General features: G+C 67.5%; 19 protein-coding genes and 1 tRNA gene. 4 read left to right on the plus strand and 16 right to left on the minus strand.

All coding sequences use genetic code 11. The features are described from left to right. Positions 1-42 precede the first annotated feature (42 nt). Complete coding sequence (locus AC07R7_RS02885) at positions 43-606, plus strand: HdeD family acid-resistance protein (protein ID WP_492883017.1); 564 nt, start codon at positions 43-45, stop codon at positions 604-606. A gap of 389 nt (positions 607-995) precedes the next feature. Beyond that, complete coding sequence (locus AC07R7_RS02890; RefSeq protein ID WP_494634272.1) at positions 996-1,724, plus strand: prepilin peptidase; 729 nt, start codon at positions 996-998, stop codon at positions 1,722-1,724. On the opposite strand, the gene gspN is transcribed toward AC07R7_RS02890, so the two are convergent. From gspN to AC07R7_RS02965, 15 genes are all read right to left on the minus strand, one after another. Then, entirely contained in the window at positions 1,692-2,447 is a 756-nt protein-coding gene (gene gspN / locus AC07R7_RS02895; protein WP_494634076.1) for a type II secretion system protein N, read from the minus strand. The genes AC07R7_RS02890 and gspN overlap by 33 nt on opposite strands. Beyond that, positions 2,444-2,926, minus strand: a complete 483-nt coding sequence (locus tag AC07R7_RS02900; RefSeq protein WP_494634077.1) for a type II secretion system protein M — start codon at positions 2,924-2,926, stop codon at positions 2,444-2,446. Before AC07R7_RS02900 ends, gspN begins: the two co-directional genes overlap by 4 nt. Continuing rightward, on the minus strand, positions 2,923-4,008 hold the full coding sequence (gspL, locus tag AC07R7_RS02905) for a type II secretion system protein GspL (protein WP_494634078.1): 1,086 nt from the start codon (positions 4,006-4,008) through the stop codon (positions 2,923-2,925). The genes AC07R7_RS02900 and gspL overlap by 4 nt, the downstream gene beginning before the upstream one ends. Next, positions 4,005-4,979, minus strand: coding sequence for a type II secretion system minor pseudopilin GspK (gene gspK / locus AC07R7_RS02910; RefSeq protein WP_494634079.1), 975 nt, complete (start codon positions 4,977-4,979; stop codon positions 4,005-4,007). The genes gspL and gspK overlap by 4 nt, the downstream gene beginning before the upstream one ends. Beyond that, complete coding sequence (gene gspJ / locus AC07R7_RS02915) at positions 4,976-5,572, minus strand: type II secretion system minor pseudopilin GspJ (RefSeq protein WP_492835376.1); 597 nt, start codon at positions 5,570-5,572, stop codon at positions 4,976-4,978. The genes gspK and gspJ overlap by 4 nt, the downstream gene beginning before the upstream one ends. Beyond that, the gene (gspI, locus tag AC07R7_RS02920) at positions 5,569-5,952 is read right to left on the minus strand and encodes a type II secretion system minor pseudopilin GspI (RefSeq protein ID WP_492883005.1); all 384 of its coding nucleotides are present in this window, start codon (positions 5,950-5,952) and stop codon (positions 5,569-5,571) included. The genes gspJ and gspI overlap by 4 nt, the downstream gene beginning before the upstream one ends. Further along, a complete protein-coding gene (locus tag AC07R7_RS02925; protein WP_494634080.1) occupies positions 5,921-6,412 on the minus strand; it encodes a GspH/FimT family pseudopilin in 492 nt (163 codons plus the stop codon). The genes gspI and AC07R7_RS02925 overlap by 32 nt, the downstream gene beginning before the upstream one ends. Next, positions 6,396-6,848 carry a type II secretion system major pseudopilin GspG gene (gspG, locus tag AC07R7_RS02930; protein ID WP_492883002.1) on the minus strand — a complete coding sequence of 151 codons (453 nt, stop codon included), beginning with the start codon at positions 6,846-6,848 and terminating at the stop codon, positions 6,396-6,398. Before gspG ends, AC07R7_RS02925 begins: the two co-directional genes overlap by 17 nt. 11 nt (positions 6,849-6,859) lie before the next feature. Then, the gene (gene gspF / locus AC07R7_RS02935) at positions 6,860-8,071 is read right to left on the minus strand and encodes a type II secretion system inner membrane protein GspF (protein WP_494634081.1); all 1,212 of its coding nucleotides are present in this window, start codon (positions 8,069-8,071) and stop codon (positions 6,860-6,862) included. Next, positions 8,058-9,530, minus strand: coding sequence for a type II secretion system ATPase GspE (gene gspE, locus AC07R7_RS02940; protein ID WP_492882999.1), 1,473 nt, complete (start codon positions 9,528-9,530; stop codon positions 8,058-8,060). The genes gspF and gspE overlap by 14 nt, the downstream gene beginning before the upstream one ends. Beyond that, complete coding sequence (gspD, locus tag AC07R7_RS02945) at positions 9,527-11,608, minus strand: type II secretion system secretin GspD (RefSeq protein WP_494634082.1); 2,082 nt, start codon at positions 11,606-11,608, stop codon at positions 9,527-9,529. The genes gspE and gspD overlap by 4 nt, the downstream gene beginning before the upstream one ends. Next, positions 11,605-11,979, minus strand: coding sequence for a type II secretion system protein N (locus tag AC07R7_RS02950; protein WP_492882995.1), 375 nt, complete (start codon positions 11,977-11,979; stop codon positions 11,605-11,607). The genes gspD and AC07R7_RS02950 overlap by 4 nt, the downstream gene beginning before the upstream one ends. Positions 11,980-12,211: 232 nt before the next feature. Further along, entirely contained in the window at positions 12,212-14,848 is a 2,637-nt protein-coding gene (locus AC07R7_RS02955) for a TonB-dependent receptor domain-containing protein (RefSeq protein ID WP_492882994.1), read from the minus strand. An 83-nt stretch (positions 14,849-14,931) separates the two neighbouring features. Further along, the gene (locus AC07R7_RS02960) at positions 14,932-16,476 is read right to left on the minus strand and encodes a beta-helix domain-containing protein (RefSeq protein WP_494634083.1); all 1,545 of its coding nucleotides are present in this window, start codon (positions 16,474-16,476) and stop codon (positions 14,932-14,934) included. Positions 16,477-17,012: 536 nt separating this feature from the next. Next, positions 17,013-17,102, minus strand: a tRNA-Ser gene (locus AC07R7_RS02965). A gap of 153 nt (positions 17,103-17,255) precedes the next feature. On the opposite strand from AC07R7_RS02965, the gene msrA reads away from it, so the two are divergent. Further along, a complete protein-coding gene (gene msrA, locus AC07R7_RS02970; RefSeq protein ID WP_494634084.1) occupies positions 17,256-17,909 on the plus strand; it encodes a peptide-methionine (S)-S-oxide reductase MsrA in 654 nt (217 codons plus the stop codon). Continuing rightward, positions 17,909-18,259 (plus strand): MmcQ/YjbR family DNA-binding protein, encoded by a 351-nt coding sequence (locus tag AC07R7_RS02975; protein WP_494634085.1) that lies wholly within the window; start codon positions 17,909-17,911, stop codon positions 18,257-18,259. The genes msrA and AC07R7_RS02975 overlap by 1 nt, the downstream gene beginning before the upstream one ends. On the opposite strand, the gene AC07R7_RS02980 is transcribed toward AC07R7_RS02975, so the two are convergent. Next, on the minus strand, positions 18,225-18,899 hold the full coding sequence (locus AC07R7_RS02980) for a TetR/AcrR family transcriptional regulator (protein WP_494634086.1): 675 nt from the start codon (positions 18,897-18,899) through the stop codon (positions 18,225-18,227). The genes AC07R7_RS02975 and AC07R7_RS02980 overlap by 35 nt on opposite strands. Positions 18,900-19,134: the final 235 nt, after the last annotated feature.

A 19,134-nucleotide genomic window follows, 5' to 3' on the forward strand; every position in this document is an offset into this window, starting at 1 on the left:
TAGGCGCCGCGGCCGCAGTGCATGATCAAGAGGAGCAAAGCCATGACGACCCCGCATTTCGAAAGTCCCTTTGGTGTTCAAATCCGAAAAGGGGCCAACCACCTGATGTGGCTCGGCGGCGCGCTGCTGGCGATCGGCGTCGCGGCGCTGGTGTTCCCCGTCCTTTCGACCCTGGTGGCCACCGTCTTCGTGGGCTGGCTGGTCATGATCTTCGGCCTGACGACGCTGTTCGCGTCCTTCTCGATCCGCGCGGCCGGCCCGTTCTTCGGCGCGCTCCTGAGTTCGCTCCTGTCGATCGCGGGCGGCGTCTTCATCCTGATGCGCCCCGATGTCGGCGCGCTTGGCCTCACCATCTGCCTTGGCGCGCTGTTCATGGTCCAGGGCGCGTTCGAGATGATGCTGGCGGTCCAACTGCGCCCCGCGAAGGGCTGGGTCTGGATGCTGGTGTCGGCTCTGACGAGCATCCTTCTGTCGCTCGCCATCGTCTCGGGCCTGCCCGGAACCTCGCTGATCTCGCTGGGCGTGATCATCGGCTTCAACTTCATCAGTACGGGCATCGCCTACATGTTCCTCGGCGGGACCGTGAAGCACGAGGTTAAGGCCTAGCGTCCTCTAGATGTTTGACTCGAGGGCCGCGCGGAGTTCCCGTGGCCTCCGAGAAGGCGTCCGAGCTTGATTTTATTGACGGTTCCGGGCTTTCGGGGGTGAGCACCGTGGAGCGTTTTGTGGAGTACTCCGTGGAGCGATTACTATCACCTCCGCGCTCTGGAGGTGATATGGAACACTACCTTATCCGGGGGGCGCGAAACCGATCAGGCGCCAGCGGTAGAGAGTAGACGCCTCCCTTTCAGAAAATTCTTAGATTTTACAGTGCTGCGGGCGCTCCCTCGAAATGAGGTACAAGGCAAGCTAGATCATTGAGTTCATGCTCTGGGTCTAGCGGCCAACGCGAGTTTTACCTCTTGACCATAAAAGACTTCCCGGGCGTTGCGACCTTGGTTCTTGGCCCCTTCTTCGGCAGCTTCATCGGCCTGCTGAGCCTTCGTCTTCCGGCGGGACGAGCCTGGGTCGCCTCGCGGTCCGCCTGCTCCGCTTGCCATCGCCCCCTGGGAATAATCGACCTCGCGCCGCTCTTCAGCTACCTTGCGCTCCGGGGCCGTTGTCGAACCTGCGGAGCCGCCATACCGGTGCGCTATCCGCTGTTCGAGGTCGGCTGCCTGCTGATCGCGGTTTGGAGCTTCGCGACCCAGACCGGCTGGCTCATTCCCGCCACGGCCCTGCTGGGCTGGCAGTTGCTGCTGATCGCGGTGATCGACGCCGAACACCTCTGGCTGCCGGACCTCCTGACCCTGCCGCTTGGTCTGGTCGGCGCCGCGGTGACGATCGGGCTGACCGACGCCCCCTACTGGGCGCCGCTGGCGGGCGCGGCGGTCGGCTATGGTGTGCTCGGTCTGATCGCCTGGCTCTATAAGCGGACGCGCGGGCGTGAGGGCCTGGGCGGCGGCGATCCGCGCCTGCTGGGCGCGATCGGCGCCTGGGTCGGCTGGCAGGGCCTGGCCTCGGTCCTCGTCTGGGCCAGTCTGGCGGGACTGAGCGTGGCGGCGGCGATGCTGATCACCCGACGCCGACTGGCGGAGGACAAGAAGCTGCCGTTCGGGACCTTCCTGGCGATCGGCGCCTGGCTGACCTGGTTATGGGGCCCGCTTCACACCTTGCTTCGCTGAGCTCTTGGGCGGTCCGAACAGCCACCCGTCGATCGTGCGCCGGACACCCGAGGCGTCGCGGGTGAAGCCGGTGGCCATCAGTCCCTGGAGCATGTCGGGATCGGTGGTGGCGACCGCCAGTTCCAGCTGAAACCCGCCCGCGCCGTTGACGCGCGAGGTCAGATTCAGCGTCGAGCCCGGCGCCTGGCCGACGAGGGCCACCGTCCACGCTTCTCCCCGGCATACGGGCGTTCCCTTGAGCGCGCTTCCCCGCAATGGCCCCTCGCTTGTCAGCCTCACGCGGACCTCGCCGCCGGCCTTGGCGCAGCGTCCCTCGCGGAACACGGCGGCGGCGTCCTGGAAGGCGATGTCGCCGGCCACCGGCAAGCCGATCGCGGTCAGGTCGACTGGCGTCAGCAGGGTCAAGTGGTCGACGCCCCTGTCGCGTCCGGCCAACAAGAGCTTGGCCTTCTGGTCCGACCCGGCCTTGTCCTGCCTTAGGCCCAGCTTGACACCGCCGCCCAGCAGCGCCAGCGGGTCCAGCCCCGCGCGCCAGTTGCCCAGCGGCGCGCCGACCACGGTCAGGTCCCGGAGCCGTCCGCTCCAGACCGTGCCACTGACCGCCGAGACACCGGCCAGGCTCGAACCGACCAGATCGGAGACCAGCAGACGCATCGGCGTCAGCACCGCCGTCATCACCAGGGTGAGGATCACCAGAAGGGCGATCAGGGCGCGGTTGCTCATCGGGACGCCTTCGCGAAGGTGATTTCAGCTTCCACCGCGCCGTTGTCGAGGCGCGACGCGGTGAAGTCGGTCACCGCCACGCCGCCGTCGCGCTCCAGCAACGCCAACCACGGCAGCAGAGCCCTGGCGTCGATCGTGGAGACCCAGATGGTGAAGCGGCCATTGGCGTCTTGACGGCGGCGGGCGATCGACACCCCAACCTTGCCGGCGGCGGCCTCGACCAGGCTCTGCGCCGTGCCCTCGCGAGACGTCGTCGTCGCGGCGGGACGCGCCGACGCCCAGGAGCGAAGCTCCCCCAGCCGGGTCGAGGCCAGTTCGACCCGCTCGCGCGACGACTTCGACAAGCTGTTGAGAGGCATGGCCACGCCGTACCAACCGATCACGGCCAGCAGCACGACGCCCATGACGCCGAGCATCACCCGTTCGCGAGGCGAGCGCGACAGCCACCACTGACCAGCGGCTTCCATGTGACCGTTCATGGCTGTCTCCTGATGACCAGATCGCTGGTGATCCGCCCGCCCTCGGCGACGGTGCTCTGCTCGGTCAACTCCAGGCGCAGGCGCTTGGCCGCGGCGCGCAGCTGGTCCATGTCCGAGGCGTTGACGTAGTCGATCGTCGACCGGATCACGCCCTCCTCGCCGTAGACCAGGCTGTCCAACCGCACGCCCGGCGTCGACTGGATCATGGTGAAGTAGACCGCGACGAGATCGCTGAACCCACCGCCGCCCCGCGCCGCCGCCAGGCGCGACAGCGCATAACCCGCCGCGTTCTCGTAGCGCGCCGCCTGCGGGACCAGCGACACCGCCAGGGCCGTGGCCCGCTTTTCCATCGCCTGGGCGGTCAGCACGTCATGGATGATCTGGGTCGCCAGCACGATCAGCGGCGAGATCACCAGCGCCGCCGCCAGGATCGCCAGACGACGCGGCCCCGGCGCCGTGGTCTGGTCGCGGCGACCGAACCGGCCTTGCAACAAGTTGATCCGCGGCGCTCGGGCCCCGGCCGCCAGCCATCGGTCCAGGTCCGCGGCCGGGATCAGCCGGTGCGGTCGGTTCTCGATCAACAGCGCGGCGAGGTCGGGCTCCACAGTCATGGCGCCGCCCGGCTCGCGAAGCGCCGTTCGCTCGCCCAGCTCGGCCACCACCAGCTCGCCGTCCTGACCGTCGGGCAGCAGCAGATAGTCGGGGATGGCCGCCACCGCCGTGGCGCCCCGCGCCGCCGCCAGCTCGAGCCAGGCCTGCAGTTTCTCGCGCGCCGTCCAAACCACCAGCGTGCGGCCGTCCGCATCGACGTCGCCGACGGCGATGTGCAGGTCGCCGCCGCCCAGCGCCACCTCGTCCTCGATGCGGAAGGCGACGGCGGACCGCGCCTGCGCGGGGCTTCCGGTCGGCAGGTCCATCCACCGCGCCGTCGTCTCCGCGCCGGGCACGACCAGCGTGACCGGCCCGTCGAGGCGTTCGTCGGGCGCCAGCGTCCACCGGCTGACACCGCCGCCGGTGACGTCTAGCACTTCGAGCGGCGCGTCCGGCTCGGGCGGCATGAACAGAAGTCGCGTTGAGGTCATTCGTCGGCGGTCCAACGTCGCGCGACCAGGACGACATCCTTGGTGGCGCGGGCTTCGAAGAGGGAGGTCATGAACACCGGCATGTCCGCGAAGACGACCTGGCTGTCCAAGGCGAAGAAGAGGGTGCGGAAGCGCACCTGGTTGCGCACCTCGTCACCGGGCGGATTGGCCAGCAGGGCCTGCTGCCCCCAGAAGGCCTGGGCGTCGGACCAGCCGTTCGCGGGGCGCGCATCCAGCACCTGACGCGCCGCGCCACGGTCGATGCGCCCCTCGGTGAGGGCCGTCAGCAGCACCGCGCGCTCGGGCGACAGGGTGTTGAGGTTGATCGGCGAAAGGTCGGTCGTCGGCAGCGCGCAGACATAGGGCCGGATGGCGGCGTAGACCGCCGGGGTGAAGCCGCGGATGGCGCGCAGCTCGCTGACCTCGGCCAAAGGCCCGCCAGCGGTCCGATAGGGCTGGGGCAGCCTGGCGTAGCCGGGATCCTCGGCGTCGGCGTCGCCAACGTCGTTGCTATCCATCCACTCGGCTAGGCCCTCGGCCAGTTGCTGACCGCCGCCGACCCCCAGCTGGGTCAGCAGGGTCGCGAACTGCCGTACCCCCAGCTCGCGGCGGCGGAACGGCTCGCCCTGGTTGGCCACCACCACGCTGTTGAGGTTGAAGCACCCCGTGGCGTCGGTGAGCCGGGCCTGCATCTGGCCCTGCTCGATCGGGAACGAGATCGCCCGCCCGTTCCAGCCGCCTTCCAGCGTGGTCTTGTTCTGGTCGCGGTCCAGCAGTTGAAGAATACGCGCGCGCGCCAGTTGCTCGGACCCGAGGGCGTACCAGTGGGCCTGGTCGGAGATACGGGCGTTGAAGGCGCGTCGCATTCCGAACCGGATATCGTCGAGCACGCCGACGGCGATGACCGAGATAACCGCCACCAGCAGCAACACGGTCAGGAGCGCCGCGCCCTCTTCGTGCGCGCGCTTCATCGCCCTTCCCCCGAGGTCAGGAACAGCTGGTCGATCTCGCCCAGGTCCTCCAGCTTCATGTCCAGACGCACGGCGACCGGGATATCGCCGGTGGGATCGCCGCGCCAGCCGTCACGCCAGACGCCATCCAGGAGGTAAGACGAGCGGATGCTCTCGACGCCCGTCAGCATCACCTGCGCCGGGCCCAGGCGGGCGCCGTCCAGGGCCGGCCGCGCGCGGCGCTCCAGCCGCCCTTCGACCAGCCGATATTCGACATATTGCATCGACGCGCGCGGCGCGAGATCGGGGTTCTCGTAGCCGCGGCGCGTGAGCGCCAGCAGGGGCCCGTCCACGACATAGGGGTTGACGCCGGCGAAGGCGGTCAGGGCCGGCTGCCCGTCCTCGCCGCGCGTCCGGCGCGTGGCGGCCTGGGACAGATCGGCCTTGAGGATGGCCCGTGTCCGCTGCAGTTCGGCGTAGCGTTCGACGTGGTTTCGCACCCGCGTCTGGTTCGTCAGGGTCGAACTCATCACGGCCACGCCCGCGGCCGTGATCAGCGCGAAGATGAACAGCGCCACCATCATCTCGATCAGGGTGAACCCATTGGCCTTCATGGCAGGGCCCTGAACACGGTCGCGGCCGCCGCGGGCCGGCGCGAGCGCGGCGTGGTGACCAGGATGTCGACCCTGAGGATCTTGGGATCGGCCGTGCGGCTGACGCCGCGCGTCCACAGCCAGGTCCGTCCGGCGGCCTGCTCGGCCCCAGCCGTGCGGCCCAGCGCCGGAGGCGTGGCGCTGGTCACCGCCTCGATCGCCCGGTTGTCCAGCACGACCTCGGCCACGATCCGGTCCTCCAGTTGCTGACCGGCGCGGGTGTTCTCCCCCGCCAGGTTCAGCAGGGCCAATACGGCGATGCCGAAGATCGCCAGGGCGACCAGCAGCTCGATCAGGGTGAACCCCGCCTCAGAGCGCGCGCGCGGCATTGACGGCAACATTTCCGGCGATGTCGACGCTTACCACATAGTCGTCCGCGCCGCCGCGCCCCAGGGTGAATTCCGCGCCGCTGGCCTGGCCGGTCGGTTCGAAGACCACGACGGGTTCGCCAGCGTTTGCCGCCACATGGGTGTCGGGCTCCCAGACCATCGGCGAGAACGGCGCCTTGTCCAGCGCGCGCCAGTCGCGCCCGTCGCGGATGTCGAAGCGGTACTCGGTGGAGGATACGCTCACGCGGACCTGACGATTGACCAGCAGCGACTCCTCGCGCGCCCGCAGCAGACGGGCGGCGAAGCGTTCGCTCTCCCGCGCCAGCGACAGCTGGCCGTTCGGAAGGGTCAGGATCACCGCGGTGGCCAGCAGCCCCACGATGACCAGGACGACCATCATCTCGACCAGGGTGAAGCCGGACCGCGCGGCGCGCGGCGTCAGGGCTCGCGCGGGGCTAGCTCCAATTGCCAATGTCGGCGTCCTTGCCTTCCCCGCCCTCGCGGCCGTCCGCGCCGAACGAGAACACATCGATCGCCCCGTGCGCGCCCGGCGCGCGGTACTGGTAGGGGTTGCCCCACGGGTCCTTGGGCAGGCGGCGGATGTAGCCGCCCTCGCGATAGCGGTCGACCTGGTTCAGACCGGGCGGCGGCGTGACCAGCGACTCCAGACCCTGCTCGTTGGTCGGGAAGGCGAAGTTGTCGAGGCGATAGGCCTCCAGCGCCTGTTCAAGCACCGCCACGTCGGCGCGCGCCTTGCCCTTCATGGCCTTGTCCTGGCTGGGCAGCACATTGATCGCGACCACGGTGGCGAGGATGCCCAGGATGACGATGACGACCATCATCTCCACCAGGGTGAAGCCGGCTTGTCGCGCCCGGCGACGGTTCTTCTGTTGATCGGGGTTCGGCATGGCTGCGCCTCCTACTTCAAGGCCAGGGTGTTGATCTGGAGGATGGGGAGCAAGATCGACAGCACGATCGTGGCCACCACGCCCCCCAGGACGACGATGATCGCCGGCTCCAGCAAGCTCAGGAGCGTGGAGGTGAAGGTGTCAAACTCCCGCTCCAGATAGTCGGCGGCCCGCATCAGCATGGCCTCCACCCGCCCGCTGGCCTCGCCGCTGGCGGTCATGTAGACGAGCACCGGCGGAAAGACCTCGGCGCGGCGCATGGACGTTGACAGGGCCCCACCCTCACGGATCGCCGCGACCATGCCGTCCATGGCTTCCCGCAGGACGGCGTTGCGCACCGTGCCGGCCGTGAGCATCAGCCCTTCCAACAGCGGCAGACCGCTGGCGATCATGGTGGCCAGAGTGCGGGCCAGGCGGGCGGCGTGCACGTCGCGGATCAGCTTGCCCAGCAGCGGCGTCGCCAGAAGGGTCCGGTCCACCGCCAGCTTGAAGGGGCGATGACGCAGGCCGCGCAGGAAGGCCGCCACGGCGGCGATCGCGAGCAACGCGATCAGCCAGCCGAAATGTGCTAGTCCGTTCGACACGGCGATGACGATGCGGGTCAGCAGCGGCAGGGTCTGGCCCATGGAGTCGAACTGCTCGACCACCTTGGGGATCACGAAGATCATCAGGGCGGCGACCACCAGACAGGCCACCACGGCCAGGACGATGGGATAGACCAGGGCCGTCGTGACCTTGGACTGCACTTTCTGTTGCTGTTCGAGCAGGTCGGCCAGACGCTCCAGGATCGTCGGCAGGGTGCCGGAAGTCTCGCCGGCCGCGACCATGGCCCGATAGAGCGGCGGGAACGCCTTGGGGGGACGCGACAGGGCGTCGGACAGGCGGTGGCCCTCCAGGACGCCGCCATGCACCTGGCCGATGATCTGCCGCAGCTTCGGCTTGTCGGCCTGGGCGGCCAGGGTCCGTAGCGCCTCTTCCAGGGTCGAGACCGTGGTCAGCGTCGCCAGCTGCCGCGTGAACATAGAGCGGTCCTTGGCGCTCAGGCCCGCGCCGAACCCCACGGCCAGGCGATCCGCGGGCTTGGCGGTGACGCGCGCGATCCGGACCAGCGCCAGACGGCGCCGCTCCAGCTGGACGACCGCCTCGGCCTCGTCGCTGGCGCGAACCCGCCCTTCGCGGGTGCGTCCGGCCAAGTCCATCGCGACATAGTCAAACGTCGCCATCGCGCGCCCCCGCCCCCGTGATCCGCAAGGCCTCCTCGACGGTGGTCAGGCCGTCCAGGATGTAACGGCGGGCTTCCTCGCCCAGGGTCGCGCCCAGCCCGGCGGCGGTGATCTCCTGCTCGCTGGCGTTCTGGCCGATCAGCCGGCGCAATCGATCATCGACGCGGATGGCCTCGTAGAGGCCGAGCCGTCCCTGATAGCCGGTGTGGCCGCAATGGGCGCAGCCGACCGCTCGATAGTGAATCTGGCCCGGCGCGATCCCGGCCAGGGCGGCGGCGGACGGGTCCGCGGGCTCCGGCGCGCGGCAATGCTCGCAGAGGCGGCGCACCAGGCGCTGGGCGATGATCAGGCGCAGGGTCGAGGCCAGCAGGAACGGTTCGACGCCCATGTCCCGCAAGCGCACGACCGCGCCGGCGGCGTCGTTGGTGTGGACCGTCGACAGCACCAGGTGGCCGGTAAGGCTGGCCTGGACCGCGATTTGGGCGGTCTCGGAATCGCGGATTTCGCCGACCATGATCACGTCCGGGTCCTGGCGGAGAATGGCGCGCAGGCCGGCGGCGAAGGTCATGCCGACCTTGGTGTTGACCTGGGTCTGGCCAATGCCGTGCACGGCATATTCGACCGGGTCCTCGATGGTCAGGATGTTGCGGCTGTTGTCGTTCAGCACCGCCAGGGCCGCATATAGCGTGGTGGTCTTGCCCGAGCCCGTCGGGCCCGTGACCAGGATGATGCCATGCGGCTCGCGCACGGCGCCGTTCAGCGCGCTGAGCACCCCCGGCGACATGCCCAGGTCCGTCAGACGCAGGCCGGCTTGATCCTTGTCCAGGATCCGCATGACCACCCGCTCACCCATGCGGGCCGGCAGGGTCGAGACGCGGACGTCCAGGCTCTTGCCGCCCAAGGCGAGCGAGATCCGCCCGTCCTGCGGCAGGCGCTTCTCGGCGATGTCCAGCTTGGCCATGACCTTGACCCGCGACACCAGCATGGCGGCGATCCGCGGCGACAGGCTGAGCACCTCGCGCAGCACGCCGTCGATGCGCAGCCGCACGATCAGGGCGTGCTCGAAGGGCTCGATGTGGATGTCCGAGGCCCCCAGTCGGACCGCCTCGGCGATCAAGCCGTTGATCAGCCGAATGATCGGCGCGTCGTCCTGCGGATCCAGAAGGTCCGCCGCCGCCGGGATATCCTCGAGCAGCGAGTTCAGCCCGCCCTCGAGGTTCAGGCTGTCGGCGCTGGACGCCGAGGCCAGACCCGCGCCGGCATAGACCTCCGAGAATTTCCGATCGAAAGCGGGCGCCGCCATCACCTCGACGGACAGCGGCACGCCGACCGACCGGCGCACCTCGATCAGCGCCGTCGGGTCATAGCCCGCCCGAACGCCGACGAGCGCCCGCTCGCCCAGCGACAGCAAGACCACGCCATTGCGCTTGGCGAAGCCGTAGGCGAGCATCGGCGTCATCGCGGCGGCGTCGCGGGCGAGGCCGGCGGCGTCGCGACGGGACGCGCGGCGTTGAGGTAGTCGCGCATGACCGCGTCCAGCGAATTGTCGCCATCCGGCGCGGTCATCGGCGGCAAGGAACGCATGTAGTCGTAGCGCGGCGCGGTGACGTTGCGAGCGTCGTCGATGGTGCGGATGATGCGCGGCCGGATGAAGACCATCAGGTTGGTCTTGCCCCGCTCGCGGGCGGTGCTGCGGAACAGCGCGCCGACACCCGGGATGTCGCCCAGGATCGGCGTTCGCTGGACCGACGAGGTGTCCTTCTGGTCCAGCAGGCCGCCCAGCACGACGATATCACCGTCATCGACCAGGGCCGTGGTCTCGATCTCGCGCTTGTTGATCACCAACTCGGTCGAGCCGACGGACACGGGTCCCGCGACACTGGAGACCTCCTGGCGCAGGAACAGGGTGATGCCGCCGCCCGCGTTGATCTGCGGCTTGACCTCCAGCTGAACGCCGACGTTCTGGCGCTGGATCGTGCGGAAGGGATTGGAGTTGTTGGCGCCCAGCACCTCGCCGGTGGTGATCGGCACTTCCTGACCCACCAGGATCCGGGCCTCCTCGTTGTCCAGCGTCATGATCGACGGCGTCGACAGGACGTTGGAGCCGGCGTCCTTCTTCACGGCGTTGATGATCCCCGCGAACAGCACGTCGCCGCTGCGGCCATAGATCCCCGAGGTGACGCCCGAGGCCGTCAGCAGCGAGCTGACCGCCGCGTCGCGCAGGGAGGTCAGGCCTTGCGAGTCGCCCGTCTTGGAACCCGCCCCGGCCCCGGCGGCCACGAGCGGCAGCAGGCTGGGCGAGGCGTTGGTGTAGTTGGTGGCCACGAACGGCACGGTGCCGTTGGCTCCGCCCAGCAGGAACTGGACGCCCAGCTGCTTGGCGGTGTTGTCCGACACCTCGACGACGATGGCCTCGACCAGGACCTGCTCGCGACGGATGTCGAGCTGGCGGATGACCTCGGCCAGGGTGCGCTGGGTCTCGGGCGGGGCGTTGATGATCAGGGCGTTGGCGCCCGGATAGCGCGCGACGCTGACCTGCTTGCCGGTCGCGCTGCTGGCCGCCGGGACGGCGCCGACGATGGGCGCGGCGGCGTTGGAACTCCCCGTCGCGCCGGTCGATCCGGAGGCGCGCGACGCGCCCAGGGTGCGCGAGGAAATGCCGGGGGAGACACCGCTGGTCTGGCCCACCAACTGCTGCAGCACTGGCAGCATCTGTTCGGCGTTGGCGTGGCGCAGAAAGACGACGCGTACATCGTCGCTGGACTCCGCGCGTCGGTCCAGATCGGCGATGATCGGCAGCAGGCGCTGGACCGCGTCGGCGTCGCCGCGCAGCAGCACCGAGTTGCTGCTCTCGACCGGGACCACGGATACCGCGCCGCGACCGCCCTTGCCGTCCGCGCCGGGCGTCGCCAGCACGTCGTTGATCACCTGAGCGATCTCGCGCGCCGAGCTGTTGGTCAGGGTGACGGTGTGGACCGCCGCGCGGTCCTGGTCCACCTGGGCCAGCAGCCCGCGAATCCGGCGGACGTTGTCGGCGTAGTCGGCGACCACCACGGCCTGGCCGCGCGGATTGGCCACCACCTGCCCCTGCGGACCGACCAGAGGCTTGAGCATCTCGACCGCGCTGGCCGCGTCTATCGTCCGTAGACGAAAGACTTCGGTCGCGAACTGGCCGCCGGCGGCGGCGGGCTGGCGCGCGGCGTTGTCGGCGGGCTCGACTCGATAGGTCCCCGCGCCGGCCGGCGTCGCCACCAGGCCGTTGGCGCGCAAGGTCGCCAGGAACACCTCGAACAGTTCGCGGCGGCTCAGGGCGCCATTGCTGGAGACCGACACCGTGCCCTTGACGCGCGGATCGATCAGCAGCGTCGTCCCCGTCGACTTGGCGATGTCCTGGATGAACACCCGGATGTCGGCGTCCTGGACATTCAGCACCTGGGTCTGGGCGCGGACGGGCGTCGCCGGCGCGACGGCGCAGCCCAGGGCCAAGGCTGCGGCGATGGCCAGAAGCGAGGTTCGCTGGCGATGGACCTTGGTCATGGGTTTCCCGGGAACGAAAGGGTGATGCGCGCCCCGCCACGGGACAGTTCGATATGGTCGGCGGCGACCGCGGCCAGGGTCAGTCCGTCGGCCACGGGGTCGCCCACGGCATACGATTTCTGGACGCCGTCGGGTCCGGCGATGATGGCGGAGCCGCCGCCGACGCCGCCGGCGCGCACGCCAAACAGGCGGAAGCTCGCCTGGGCCGGCGAAGCGCCGGGCGCGCCTTGCGCGCCGAACGCGTCGAAGCTGGCCAGGACGCCGAGGTCGGTGGGCGGACGCGACACGACGGGACGAGCCTTCAAGGCGCCGCTGGGGACAGCCACCGTCCACACCAGCCGCGAGGACTGGACCGCCAGCCCAAGAACCATCGCGATCTCCAGCGCCAGGATGATCCTGGGTCCCGACGAACGGACAAGTTCAGTGAGATTCAATGGAGCCCGCCAACTGGTCGTCTATAGCAAGGCGGAGTAACGCTGCTGCGCCGCAGATCTGCGACAGTTGAATGACAGTCTCGTGACAAACGCTCCTCGTGCGGACTATTCGAGGAGGTGAAAGACCTGTCGCAAACGGGGGAGAGGCTGGCCTCTCCCCCTACGCGTGCTAGAACTTGGCCGAGGCGCTGATCGTGAATGTGCGACCCAGGTCGTAGGTGTTCACGTCCAGGCGATTGCCGGCGGCCTTTTGCGACTCTTCATGCTTTTCGCCAGTCAGGTTGCGCGCTTCGAACTTCAGTTCGACCTCGCGGCCCAACAGCTCCAGCCCCTGGCGCGCGATGAAATCGACGCGCACGCCGGGATACTCGATGATGTCCGGTTGACCGCTGTTGACGAGACCGCGGCTGACAACCCGCTTGCTGGCGTAGTTGATCAGCAGGGTCTGCTGCGACAGGCGACCGGTGTCCTCGAGCCCGAACTGGAGGTTGGCGACGTGGTCGGACTGACCGGTGAGCGGCGCGCCGTCACGGAAGAAGTCCGTGGCCTTGGTCGAGCTCGAGGCGAAGGCCGCGACGGAGTCGTTGGCGCCCACCTTCAGTTCGGACTTGGTGTAGGTGTAGTTGGCGATCGTCACGAGGCGGCGGCTGGCCCAGAAGCCACCCTTCCAATCCGAAAGGTCGAAGTACTTCTGCGCTTCGAATTCGGCGCCGTAGAGGCTGGCTTCCGGAGCGTTCGCGAAGCTGGTCGTGAAGTCGTCGCCCGAGACGTAGGTCTCGATCGGCTTCTTGATCTTCTTGTAGAAGCCCGCGGCCGAAATGCGCTGGTCGGCCGCGAAGTACCACTCGTAGCGGCCTTCGAAGTTGGTCAGTTCACTGTCGACCAGCAGCGGATTGCCGCGATAGGTGCGGTTGTTCTCGGGGTCGAAATAGAACTGGTAGATCAGCTCCCGGAACTGCGGGCGGGCGATCGTCTTCGACGCGCTGGCGCGGATCTGGGTGTCCGGCTTGACGTGCCAGGTGACCGTCGCCGCCGGCAGCCAGTAGTTTTCGTCGAGGCTCGTCGCCGCCAGCGAGGCGCCCGGCGTCTTGAACACCTGGCTCGGCGCGACCTTTTCGCGAGCCTTTTCGTATCGAACGCCGGCGTCGAATTCCCACGCGTTGAAAAGCGTTCCGTTCAGCTTGCCGTAGAACGCATGGTTCTGCAGCAGGGCGCGGAAGGCGGGGTTGCCTTCGTTGCTTTCGATGAGGTTGATGTTGAAGGCGTTGATCACGCCCGGCGCCAGCAGCAGGTCGGGACGCAGCATGTCCACGCCGCGCGGCAGGTCGTTCGGCGCCTGGAACTGGAAGTCGCGTCGCGAGCTGTCACGGTCGGTGTGCAGATAGGCGTAGCCGACGGTGCCGCTGAAACCCGGAGCAAACTTGTAGGAGGCGTCGACGCCGCCCGACCACAGGTTTTCGTTGAGGTCGGAATAGGCGACCGTGGCGTCGCCGCCGTTACCGTTGTTCAGGCGGTTGATATAGTACTGGCCGAAGGGGTCGGCCGCGGCGTTGGTCCGCACGTATTCGAAGGTCAGCTCGCTCGGCGCCTTGCGCTTGGTGTTCGCATAGCTCAGGCGCGTGTCAACATCGAGCTTCGGCGTCACCTTGAATTCGCCGACGAACTGCGTGTTGAACAGCTCGCGTTCGAACCACGCGGTCCTCTGCTGCATGAAGTCGGCGGTCGTGCCGTGACGATTGCCGACGCCCAGGCTGGCGTTCTTTATGGTGTCGTGGACGTAGAGATTGGTCCAGCGAACCTTGTTGTCGCCGAAGCTGGCGGCCACGCCGACCAGGCCGTTGACAACGATGCGGTTGTCCGTCGTGACCCGGCGGAAATCGCTTTCCTTGTCCTGCAGATTGGCTTGCAGCGAGTTCTGGTTGATGGCCTCGCGTGACGACCACTTGTTGCTGTAGCCGACGGTGGCGATCAGCCCCAGGTCCATCGAGTTCAGGTCGAACGGCTTAGCCGCCGTGATGTCGGCCGTGAAGTTGGCCGGCAGGTGGTTCCAGGTCTGGAGCACCGCATTGCGGCCGTTCACCAGTTGGCCGGCGATCGGCTTGGTGTCGACCTTGCCGGAGCTGATGCGCTCGCCGCTCTTGAAGAACGCCGCCAGAGCCGACGGAGTGTCGCGATTGCCGTTGTCGTAGCCCGTCCAGTCGGTCTTGCTGCCGTAGTACGAATAGCCGAGCTGATTGGTGGTTTCGGTATCGGCCGAAACCGAACCGCCGATGCTGACGAAGCCTTCCGCCGGGATCGACTTGGTCGTGAGGTTGATCACGCCGCCGCCGAACTCACCGGGGAAATTGACCGAATAGCTCTTCTGGACCATCGACGAGGCGATGATCCGGCTCGGGAACAGGTCCATCGGAACCACCCGCTTCAGGGGCTCCGGGCTGGGCAGCTGCGAACCGTTCAGCAGCGCCAGCGAATAGCGGTCGCCCAGACCGCGGACATAGACATAGCCATTGCCGACCAGGCTCAGACCGGTCACGCGGCTCAGGGCGCCGGCGATGTTGCCTTCGCCCGTGCGGGCGATTTCGGCCGCCGACAGGACCGAGACGACCTGCGAACCGGTTCGCACGACGTTGCCCGTGCGGCTGGCGGTGATCACCACCGAGTCGACCATCCCCGGGATGGATACTTCAGGCTGCTCTTGCTGGGTCTCGCTTGGAGTCGTCGAAGGCGCGGCTTGGGCCAGGACCATCGACGGTATCGAGAGCGCAGTCGAAAGCAGCAACAGAGACGTAAGCCGCCGCGTCATCATTATCCGATCCCCTCGGAAATTCGTTTATGAAAAGAGGGGGCAGCCGCTTTCCGGCCGCCCCCTCCGTCACGATCAGACCGCGATCAGGTCGTCGGCAGCGAGGTGCAGCTCGTGTTGGACGAACCGAGGTTGGCCGCGCTGCTGTTGCAGGTCCAGCCGCTGTACCAGGTGTCGTTGCTGTCCTTCACCGCGCCGATGTTGCTCGGCTTGGCGAAGAAGGCGCCCAGGCCCGTCGCGTCGAAGGCCGCGACCGCCAGCTCGCTGGCGCCGTTGATGAAGCCGCTCAACGTCGAGGTGAAGGCGTCGTTGTTGTTGTTGGCGCCCGAGCCGAACTGCGTCGAGGTGGTCGTGGCGTTGTAGCTGCCGGTGCCCAGGTACTTGGTGGCGTTGCAGCTCATGACGACCGAACGGGCGGTCAGCGTGGCCGGCGTCGCGCCCGAGCCGTTGAGGCGGATACACTCGTTGTTCGGCGTGTAGATGACGCTGTTGGCCAGGGTCACGTCCGAGTTGCCGCGGATCAGGATCGAGGCCTGGTCATTGGCTTCGTTGTTGCTGCTGAGCTGGCGCTGGATCATCGTGAAGTTCGAGATCTTCAGCGTCTGGCGCGGCAGGTCCGACTCGAAGCCGTTGCTGTCGATTTCCATCAGGGCGTCGCCCGCGCCGTCGCGCTGGATCAGCAGGCCGTACTGGAAGTTGCCGGTGATGCCGGTGTCGGCGTCCAGGCTGTCGTCGTCGGCGCCGACGGCGACATAGTACTTCATGTTGACGTTGCCGCCGAAGAATTCAGCGCCGTCGTCCGAGCTGTTGTAGCTCATGATGTGGTCGAGGACCGTGCCGCTGCCGACGCCTTCGGTGGTCAGCGACTGCAGTTCCTTGTCGGCGCCCAGGACGTATCCCGAGTAGCGAATCTGGACATACGACATCGCGCCGCTGTTGTCGGCGTTGTCGTTGCCGCCGAACAGGGCCGGGTCGGCCGCGCCTTCGGTTTGGCGTTCGCAGGTGTTGGCCGTCGTCGAGCCGGTGGTGCAGTCCGTCACCTTCGCGCGGCCCAGCAGCACGACGCCGCCCCATTGGCCTTGCGAGGTTTCGGTGTTCAGGCCCAGCACGTTGTCGCGGCTGGTGAAGATGATCGGCTTGGTGGCGGTGCCGACGGCGTTGATCTTGTTGCCGCGATTGACGGCCAGCCAGGACACGCCCGTACCGCCGTACAGGATGACGCCCGGCTCGATCGTCAGGGTGACGTTGGTGTCCGCCGAGGTCTTGGTGAAGCCGCCGTCCGTGCCGACGTCAACGCGCCCGCCCAGCTGATAGAGGAGACCCGAGATCTTCGGCAGGGTGACCGACTTGTTGAAGCGCGCCGGCAGCGTGCACACGCGCCAGGTGCCCGTCGGGCCCGTGATGGTGCCGTCGTCCTTGAGGCCCTGCGGATCGCTGATGGTCGGGCAGCCCGACGCGGCGGTCACCTTGCCGGCGTTCGGATCGGTCGGGGTGGTCGGCGTCGTCGGGGTGGACGGGTTGTTGATCGTGACGTTGCCGCCAGTGCCGGGCGAAGAGATATCATCCGAACCGCAGCCGGCGAGCGCGAGCGCGCTGCAGCTCACGATAAAGAGGTTCTTGTACAGCTTCACGGGAGTCCCCTTGATTTCCATGTCGCCGCGAACACTGCCGCCCGCGCCTTGGAAACCTTACTAGGCGGCGACTGTGACACTTTTTTTCAGACCGGGCCCGCCAGTGGCTGGTCCAGCCAGCCGCTCGCATGTTCGCCAGCCGAAGGCGAGACTGGCAGGAGGCGCGCGATCCATCGTTGCCGCGCGCTCAGGCAGGCCACAGCGCGATCGGGGCGGCTCGTCTGGACCTGGGCGAGTCTGAGATCAAGAACGGCGCCCAGCGGGGCGCTGGCGCTCGGCTATGCCTAGAGCTTTTGTCGAACAGGCGATCGAATCCTCCACGGCTCCCCGCCGCTTCACGCGGTCTGGCGCGTGTGGATGAATTGGGCCTATGCGTTCAACTTAATCGCGAAGATCTGGCACGATTGGATGAGGAGTGCAGAGCGGCCGGCGCAACACGCCGACGCTGGCTACGATCTTGCGTTCGCGGCAGATTGAACGGTGCGATTCTCAGCACTAAAATAGTTAAATAAATTCAATATCATAGCTGGAGTCGGTGGCGGTGAGAGAGGGATTCGAACCCTCGATAGAGTTTCCCCTATACACGCGTTCCAGGCGTGCGCCTTCAACCACTCGGCCACCTCACCAGCGCACGACGAGTCGGGGGTGGTTGAGACCCCCGGCGCGGGAAGGCGCGCAATATACTCAGGGACCGACAGGTAGCAAGCGCGTTCCCGGATGAAACCGGCGACACGAGCGTTTATATCGAGGCGCAGGAATTCCCGCCCCGAAAGGCCGCCATGCTGTCGTCCGCCAAGACCCTCGATATGCCCTCCGCCGACACGGCCCTGCCGGGGCGCCCGGAGCCGATCCCGACGGCGGAAACGCACTTCATCAACGGCCATCCGCTGAAGGGTCCCTATCCGGACGACCTGGAGACGACGGTCCTGGCCATGGGCTGCTTCTGGGGCGTCGAGCGGGTGTTCTGGGGGATCCCGGGCGTCTATGTGACCGCCGCCGGCTATGCGGCCGGGATCACGCCGAACCCGACCTATGAGGAGGTCTGCACCGGCCGCACCGGGCACGCCGAGGTCGTCCTGGTGGTGTTCGACCCGAGGGTCGTCACCTATGAGACGCTGCTGAAGACCTTCTGGGAGAATCTCGACCCGACTCAGGGCATGCGCCAGGGCGGCGACATCGGCACGCAGTACCGCTCGGGTCTCTATGTGACCAACGACGCCCAGGCCGCCGCGGCCGTGGAGTCGAAGGAAGCCTATCAGCAGGCCCTGTCGGCCAAGGGCCTGGGCGACATTACGACCGAGATCGCCGTCGCTGGCCCGTTCTATTTCGCCGAGGACTATCACCAGCAGTACCTAGCCAAGAATCCGGACGGCTATTGCGGCATCGGCGGCACGGGCGTGGTCTGCCCGATCGGCGTGGGCGATTCGGCCTGATGACCCCGGAAGCGTTCGACAAGGCGTGCCTGGCGCTGCCGGGCGCGACGGTCTCGATCCAGTGGGGGAACGACCACGTCTTCAAGGTGGGCGGCAAGATGTTCGCCGTCCGCGGCGAAGGCGTCACCCTGGGCGGCGGTATATCCTTCAAGGCCTCGGACGTGGCGTTCGAGGTGTTGACCGAGACCGGCCGCGCGAGACCCGCGCCTTATCTGGCCCGCGCGCGGTGGGTGCACTTTCCGGAGTTGCCCGCGCTGGACGCCGACGAGGTGGCCGACTGGCTTAGGACCGCCCACGGCCTGATCGCCGCCAGGCTCACCCGCAAGCTTCGGGCGGAGCTGGGGCTTTAGGACCAGCCAGGCCCTTCATGGCCAAGACCTCGATGGCCTCCAGCAGGCGCTGGTTGGTCAGACCCGGCGTTCCCGGCGCCCACTTGGTCAGCCAGATCAGCATGCCCACCATCAGCTGCACCACCAGGGCCGGCTCGCACGGCGCGATGGTTCCGTCGACCATGCCCTCCTCCAGGAAGCGCTCCAGCCGCCGGGACAGCCGCCCGGTCCAGGCCTCGATCGCCTGGCGCTGGTCCTGGTCCAGATAGGAACTGTCGCCGAAATAGAGCTGCGGCCCGTTGTCGACGGCGTCGTCCAGCAAGGCGCTCAGAAAACGCCGCAGCTTGCACAGGCCCGTGCCGCCGTCGGCGTCGACCTTGACCAGGATGGTCTCGAACCGTTCCAATGACCGCTGGTGGCCGGCATAGGCCAGGGCCTGCTTGTTGGGGAAGTAGTAGTAGAGCGCCGCGTCCTTGAGATCGAGGGCGGCGGCGATGTCGGTCATCGTGGCCGCCGCGAAGCCCTTGGCGTTGATGATCTCGATGGCCGCGCGAAGAATCGCCTCGCGCTTCTTCACTGACTTCTGGCTCTGCGCCATCGGCCTGACATCGTCCCCATGACTCCGGGGCGTCAGGACCAGAGGGTCTCCGCCCTTAGCCAACCGCTGTCTCTCCTCCGTTCGGCGGGCGCGATTCTTCCGTCGCGCGATTACCGATGCCGCTGAGCATCACCCGAACGCGTTCTGCTGCAAACCGAAAATTCTAACTTGCGCTAGAATATCGAGGTCATATTAAAATCAGCGTCAGTTGCGGACGGATGCAAGCCGTTCGCGCTGGGGCGGAAACATGACGCAAAGCGTCTTCATCCTAGGCCAAGGGCTCGTGACCGCTCTCTGC

The sequence above is a fragment of the Caulobacter sp. GW821-FHT05F04 genome (assembly GCF_059419665.1).

What these genes read in the sequence shown, in the direction of transcription:
- AC07R7_RS02885 (WP_492883017.1), top strand. Translation starts at nt 43, where the DNA reads ATGACGACCCCGCATTTCGAAAGTCCCTTTGGTGTTCAAATCCGAAAA.
- gspN (WP_494634076.1), bottom strand. Translation starts at nt 2,447, where the DNA reads ATGAGCAACCGCGCCCTGATCGCCCTTCTGGTGATCCTCACCCTGGTG.
- AC07R7_RS02900 (WP_494634077.1), bottom strand. Translation starts at nt 2,926, where the DNA reads ATGAACGGTCACATGGAAGCCGCTGGTCAGTGGTGGCTGTCGCGCTCG.
- gspL (WP_494634078.1), bottom strand. Translation starts at nt 4,008, where the DNA reads ATGACCTCAACGCGACTTCTGTTCATGCCGCCCGAGCCGGACGCGCCG.
- gspK (WP_494634079.1), bottom strand. Translation starts at nt 4,979, where the DNA reads ATGAAGCGCGCGCACGAAGAGGGCGCGGCGCTCCTGACCGTGTTGCTG.
- gspJ (WP_492835376.1), bottom strand. Translation starts at nt 5,572, where the DNA reads ATGAAGGCCAATGGGTTCACCCTGATCGAGATGATGGTGGCGCTGTTC.
- gspI (WP_492883005.1), bottom strand. Translation starts at nt 5,952, where the DNA reads ATGTTGCCGTCAATGCCGCGCGCGCGCTCTGAGGCGGGGTTCACCCTG.
- gspG (WP_492883002.1), bottom strand. Translation starts at nt 6,848, where the DNA reads ATGCCGAACCCCGATCAACAGAAGAACCGTCGCCGGGCGCGACAAGCC.
- gspF (WP_494634081.1), bottom strand. Translation starts at nt 8,071, where the DNA reads ATGGCGACGTTTGACTATGTCGCGATGGACTTGGCCGGACGCACCCGC.
- gspE (WP_492882999.1), bottom strand. Translation starts at nt 9,530, where the DNA reads ATGACGCCGATGCTCGCCTACGGCTTCGCCAAGCGCAATGGCGTGGTC.
- gspD (WP_494634082.1), bottom strand. Translation starts at nt 11,608, where the DNA reads ATGACCAAGGTCCATCGCCAGCGAACCTCGCTTCTGGCCATCGCCGCA.
- AC07R7_RS02950 (WP_492882995.1), bottom strand. Translation starts at nt 11,979, where the DNA reads ATGGTTCTTGGGCTGGCGGTCCAGTCCTCGCGGCTGGTGTGGACGGTG.
- AC07R7_RS02955 (WP_492882994.1), bottom strand. Translation starts at nt 14,848, where the DNA reads ATGATGACGCGGCGGCTTACGTCTCTGTTGCTGCTTTCGACTGCGCTC.
- msrA (WP_494634084.1), top strand. Translation starts at nt 17,256, where the DNA reads ATGCTGTCGTCCGCCAAGACCCTCGATATGCCCTCCGCCGACACGGCC.
- AC07R7_RS02975 (WP_494634085.1), top strand. Translation starts at nt 17,909, where the DNA reads ATGACCCCGGAAGCGTTCGACAAGGCGTGCCTGGCGCTGCCGGGCGCG.